Below are 4,972 nucleotides of genomic sequence, written 5' to 3' on the forward strand. Positions count from 1 at the left end.
TGACGCCGATTACCAGCAAATGCAGGTAGGCGCTGCCGAGAAGACCGATAAACAAACGATCGCCACGGGTGGTGGCAATCGGTAAAAAACCACGCCGAAGGACACTTGGCGAACGCAATTCCCAAGTGGTCATACCCACCAGGATCAAACCGATAACACCGAAAAACGCCGCCGTCGGGACGGTCCAGCTCATCCATTCCATCATCAGTTCCTCATACCCGGCCCAAGGCAAAGCCCTTGGCCACGTGGTTGCGAACAAACCAGATCACCAGCATGCCCGGAAGGATAGTCAGCACCCCCGCCGCCGCCAGCACCCCCCAGTCGATACCCGACGCCGAAACGGTGCGCGTCATGACTGCCGCGATGGGCTTGGCGTTCACCGAGGTGAGGGTTCGCGCCAGCAGCAGTTCGACCCAGGAAAACATGAAGCAGAAAAACGCCGTGACGCCGATGCCGGAGCCGATCAACGGGATGAAAATCTTCACGAAGAACTTGGGGAAACTGTAGCCGTCAATGTAGGCGGTTTCGTCGATTTCCTTCGGAACGCCAGACATGAAGCCTTCCAGAATCCACACCGCCAGCGGCACGTTGAACAGACAGTGAGCCAGGGCCACCGCGATGTGCGTGTCGAACAGGCCAATCGACGAATACAGCTGGAAGAACGGCAACAGGAACACCGCCGGTGGCGCCATACGGTTGGTCAGCAACCAGAAGAACAGGTGCTTGTCACCGAGGAAGCGGTAACGCGAGAACGCATACGCCGCCGGCAACGCCACGGTCAGGGAAATGATCGTGTTCAGGCTCACGTAATACAGCGAGTTGATGTAGCCGGTGTACCAACTCGGGTCAGTGAAAATCACCTTGTAGTTCGCCAGCGTAAAGTCCTGTGTGAAAAGGGTCAGCCCGCCGAGGATTTCGGTGTTGCTCTTGAACGACATGTTCAGCAGCCAGTAGATCGGCACCAGCAGGAACAGGATGTAGATCAGCAGTGGGATCAGCTTTCTCTTGCTCATGATGGCCTCAGCGGTTGGCGTCAGAGTGAGTCATGGCGGTGTAAAACAGCCAGGACACCAACAGGATGATCAGGAAATACACCAACGAAAACGCCGCCGCCGGCCCCAGGTCGAACTGCCCGATCGCCATCTGCGTCAGGGTCTGGCTGAGAAACGTCGTGGCATTGCCCGGCCCGCCGCCGGTCAGTACGAACGGCTCGGTGTAGATCATGAAACTGTCCATGAAGCGCAGCATCACGGCGATCAGCAACACACTTTTGAGCTTGGGCAACTGGATGTGCCGGAACACCGCCCAGGAAGAGGCCCGGTCAATTCGCGCAGCCTGGTAGTACACATCCGGAATCGCCCGCAGACCGGAAAAGCACAACAGCGCCACCAACGAAGTCCAGTGCCAGACATCCATCACCAGCACCGTGACCCAGGCGTCCATGGTGTTCGCTGCATAGTTGTAGCTGATGCCCATGGCGTTGAGGCTGGAGCCCAGCAGGCCGATGTCGGCCCGGCCAAAGATCTGCCAGATGGTGCCGACCACGTTCCACGGGATCAGCAGCGGAATCGCCAGGATGATCAGCACCACCGACGACCAGCGGCCCTTGGTCGGCATGGTCAGTGCAATCGCGATCCCCAGCGGGATTTCGATCAGCAGCACGCAGGCCGAATAAATGAACTGACGCAACAGCGAATCATGCAGTCGTGGATCGAGCAGCACCTGCTTGTACCAGTCGGCACCGACGAAGTAGCGGCTGGATTGATCGAAGATATCCTGCACCGAATAATTGACCACGGTCATCATCGGGATCACCGCACTGAACGCCACCAGCAGGAACACCGGCAGCACCAGCCACCAGGCCTTGTTGTTCTGCACCTTGTTCATGGCTGCACCTCATTGTTGGCCTGTGCTTCGAGCAGGAATTCGTCGGCATAGACCATCAACCATTGCGCCGGAAAACTGATGTAGGCCATGCCTTCCGGCACCGGTTTATCTTCGGCCAGGCGTACTTTCAGCGGTGCGCCGTCGAGGTTCAGGGTCATGATCTTGTAGGTGCCGAGGTCTTCGACGTGTACGACCTGTGCCCGCATCGCCTCATCAAAAGGCTCGTCCCAGACGTGCACGAATTCGGGTCGAATGCCGACTTTCATGGTTTTCCACTCGGACTCGGCAATGCGTTGCTGCATGGCCTCGGACAGCGGCAAATGCGTTGAAGCGAAACCGACGCCGCCCGGTTGCGGCTGCACATCGATCAGGTTCATGCCTGGACTGCCGATGAAATAGCCGACAAAGGTGTGGCTCGGCCGTTCGAACAACTCCCGGGGTGTGCCGAACTGCACGATCTGCCCGCCGTACATCACCGCGATCTTGTCGGCGAAGGTCGATGCCTCCAGCTGATCGTGGGTGACGTAGACCATGGTGATGTTGAACTGCTCGTGGATCTGCTTGAGTTTGCGCCGCAGCTTCCACTTCAGGTGCGGGTCGATCACTGTCAGCGGTTCATCGAAGAGGATCGCCGACACGTCGTCGCGCACCAACCCACGGCCCATGGAGACTTTCTGTTTCTCGTCGGCGGTGAGGTTGCGGGCTTTTTTGCTCAGCAGGTTCTGCAGGTCGAGGACTTCAGCAATTTCCTGCACCTTGGTGTGAATTTTCGCCTCTGCCATGCCCTGGTTGCGCAACGGGAACGCCAGGTTGTCGAATACCGTCATGGTGTCGTAGACCACCGGGAACTGGAAAACCTGGGCGATGTTGCGCTTTTCCGGGGTGAGGTCATTGACCGCTTTGCCGTCGAACAGCACATGCCCCTGTGACGGGCTGAGCAACCCGGAAATGATGTTGAGCAACGTCGATTTGCCGCAACCCGACGGGCCGAGCAAGGCGAACGCACCACCCTGCTCCCAAATGTGGTCCATTTCCCGGATCGCATAGTCTTCCGGCCCAGCCGGGGTTTTGGTGTAGCTGTGGGCGAGGTTCTGCAAACGGATTTCGGCCATCAGGCAACCCTCGCGACACGCCGGCCCGGCGCCTGGACCAGCCGCCCCTGCGCATCGAACACAAACAGTTTATGGGTCGGAATGTAGATGCGGATCGGCGCATCGACGTCGTATTCGTGAACACCGGGCAAGTGCAGCACCAGCAGGAAGTGTTCGTTGCGCACATGCAGGAAGGTTTCCGAGCCGCTGATCTCGGCGACTTCGACGGTCACTGCCAGTTCGAGGTCATCGTCGTTGCTCGGCACCAGCGAGATGTGGCTGGGACGAACGCCGAAGCGAAACTCGCCCTCGCCCACCGGGCGCAGGTCAACGTTCAACGGAAAGTGCACGAAATTGGCGAAACTCACTTCGTTGCCAGCGATGCGGCCCGGCATCAGGTTGATCGGCGGTTCGGAAAACAATTCCGCCGCCAGCACCGTCTGCGGCTGGTGATAGACCTCGGAGGACTTGCCGCTCTGGATCACCCGGCCTTCATGAAGAATGGTCGTGGTGCCGCCCAATGCCAGGGCTTCGTTGGGTTCGGTGGTGGCGTAAATCGCAATGGTATGGCGCGCCTTGAACAGCTCGCGCATTTCCTGGCGTAGCTCTTCGCGCAGTTTGTAGTCGAGGTTGACCAGCGGCTCATCGAACAGGATCAGCTCGGCGTCCTTGACCAGCGCCCGAGCCATGGCTGTGCGTTGTTGCTGACCGCCGGAGAGTTCGAGCGGATAGCGCTGCAGAAACTTCTCGATGCGCAGCATCTTCGCGGTTTCGAGCACTTTGCTCTGGATCAGCTCGTTGGATACACCGGCCTGACGCAGTGGCGAGGCGATGTTCTCAAAGACGGTCATGGTCGGGTAATTGATGAACTGCTGATACACCATCGACACATTGCGCAGTCGCACGGGCCGTTGCGTGACATCGACGCCATTCATCAGGATACGGCCGGTGTCCGGCTTGTCCAGCCCGGCCATCAGACGCATGAGACTGGTTTTGCCGGACAGCGTGCGCCCAAGCAAAACGTTGAAGGATCCAGGTTCGAAACGCAGACACGCATCGTCAATCCAGGTCTGGCCCTCGACGGTGCGGCTGACATGCTCCAGGGTTAATGACATGGCTCGGCCTTTTTTATTTTTTGGAGTCAAGCGACCGGAGCACTAGAGCGACTTTCGTGCCAGAAATTTCAAGCTGTTGATTTACCTGAAAAACCATGGAAAAAGCGTTAACCCAAAGTTCGTTGCTGAACACAAATGAACAATCACAAATGAACAATTGAACAGTTCACCCATTGACAGTGAACAATAGTGAACAACACTCTATGGATGCTTTTTCCCTCTGTAGGAGCACGGCTTGCCGGCGATGGCGCCCTCGAAATCGCCATCGCCGGCAAGCCGTGCTCCTACAGGTTTGTAGTGTTTGAATGTCAATGCAACACCCATAAAAACAATAAAAGCCTGTTCAGAGATCAACTGCCATGGCCGCACCTGCCTCGCCGCTGTCCCACGACGCCATCATCCAGGATTCCTGGTCCCGGTGCCGTGCGTTTGGCCTTGATCACCAGAGCGCTCCGGCCTTCGATCAACTTCCGGCGCAGAGCATCAAGCAATTGCTCGAGAGCCAGCATTCATTGGTGCAAACCACCCACCAGGAAGTGCTGCCGTACTACGAAAACATTCTCAGCAACTCCAACTGCCTGATCATGCTCGCCGACAATCAGGGCCAAGTGCTGACGACCTGGGGCACCCAGCGTTTTATCGAACCTGGCCTGACCCGCGGCTTCAGCGCTGGCGCCAGCTGGATGGAGCGCTGCAGCGGCACCAACGCTATCGGCACGGCGCTGGTCTGCGAGCAGGCGGTACACATCGAACACGACGAACACTTTCTCAAGGCCAACCGCTTCATGACCGGTTCCGCCGCGCCGATTTTCGATGCCGAGCGCAAGATCATCGCGGTGCTCGACGTGTCCAGCGACAGCTACCTGCCACCGTCCCACA

Annotated in this window: 5 protein-coding genes and 1 pseudogene; 1 reads left to right on the top strand and 5 read right to left on the bottom strand. The window is 58.1% G+C overall.

From position 1 onward, the window contains the following. The 5 genes from D8V06_RS23755 to D8V06_RS23775 form a co-directional block, all read right to left on the bottom strand. Positions 1–202, bottom strand: a 202-nt coding sequence (locus D8V06_RS23755; RefSeq protein ID WP_130931929.1) for a DUF2160 domain-containing protein, incomplete at its 3' end; no start/stop codon positions are given. Positions 203–212: 10 nt separating this feature from the next. Beyond that, complete coding sequence (locus D8V06_RS23760) at positions 213–1,013, bottom strand: carbohydrate ABC transporter permease (RefSeq protein WP_130931930.1); 801 nt, start codon at positions 1,011–1,013, stop codon at positions 213–215. Between the two features lie 7 nt (positions 1,014–1,020). Then, complete coding sequence (locus tag D8V06_RS23765) at positions 1,021–1,887, bottom strand: sugar ABC transporter permease (RefSeq protein ID WP_130931931.1); 867 nt, start codon at positions 1,885–1,887, stop codon at positions 1,021–1,023. After that, positions 1,884–2,999, bottom strand: coding sequence for an ABC transporter ATP-binding protein (locus D8V06_RS23770; RefSeq protein WP_130931932.1), 1,116 nt, complete (start codon positions 2,997–2,999; stop codon positions 1,884–1,886). Before D8V06_RS23770 ends, D8V06_RS23765 begins: the two co-directional genes overlap by 4 nt. Next, positions 2,999–4,093 carry an ABC transporter ATP-binding protein gene (locus D8V06_RS23775; protein ID WP_056854630.1) on the bottom strand — a complete coding sequence of 365 codons (1,095 nt, stop codon included), beginning with the start codon at positions 4,091–4,093 and terminating at the stop codon, positions 2,999–3,001. The genes D8V06_RS23770 and D8V06_RS23775 overlap by 1 nt, the downstream gene beginning before the upstream one ends. A 359-nt stretch (positions 4,094–4,452) precedes the next feature. On the opposite strand from D8V06_RS23775, the pseudogene D8V06_RS23780 reads away from it, so the two are divergent. Next, positions 4,453–4,972: pseudogene (locus D8V06_RS23780) on the top strand (GAF domain-containing protein); the annotation flags it as partial.

Source organism: Pseudomonas sp. Sample_24 (assembly GCF_004307605.1).
Classification (GTDB): Bacteria; Pseudomonadota; Gammaproteobacteria; order Pseudomonadales; family Pseudomonadaceae; genus Aquipseudomonas.

Excerpts from the sequence above, each read along its gene's own strand:
- D8V06_RS23760 (WP_130931930.1), bottom strand. The coding sequence starts at position 1,013 with ATGAGCAAGAGAAAGCTGATCCCACTGCTGATCTACATCCTGTTCCTG.
- D8V06_RS23765 (WP_130931931.1), bottom strand. The coding sequence starts at position 1,887 with ATGAACAAGGTGCAGAACAACAAGGCCTGGTGGCTGGTGCTGCCGGTG.
- D8V06_RS23770 (WP_130931932.1), bottom strand. The coding sequence starts at position 2,999 with ATGGCCGAAATCCGTTTGCAGAACCTCGCCCACAGCTACACCAAAACC.
- D8V06_RS23775 (WP_056854630.1), bottom strand. The coding sequence starts at position 4,093 with ATGTCATTAACCCTGGAGCATGTCAGCCGCACCGTCGAGGGCCAGACC.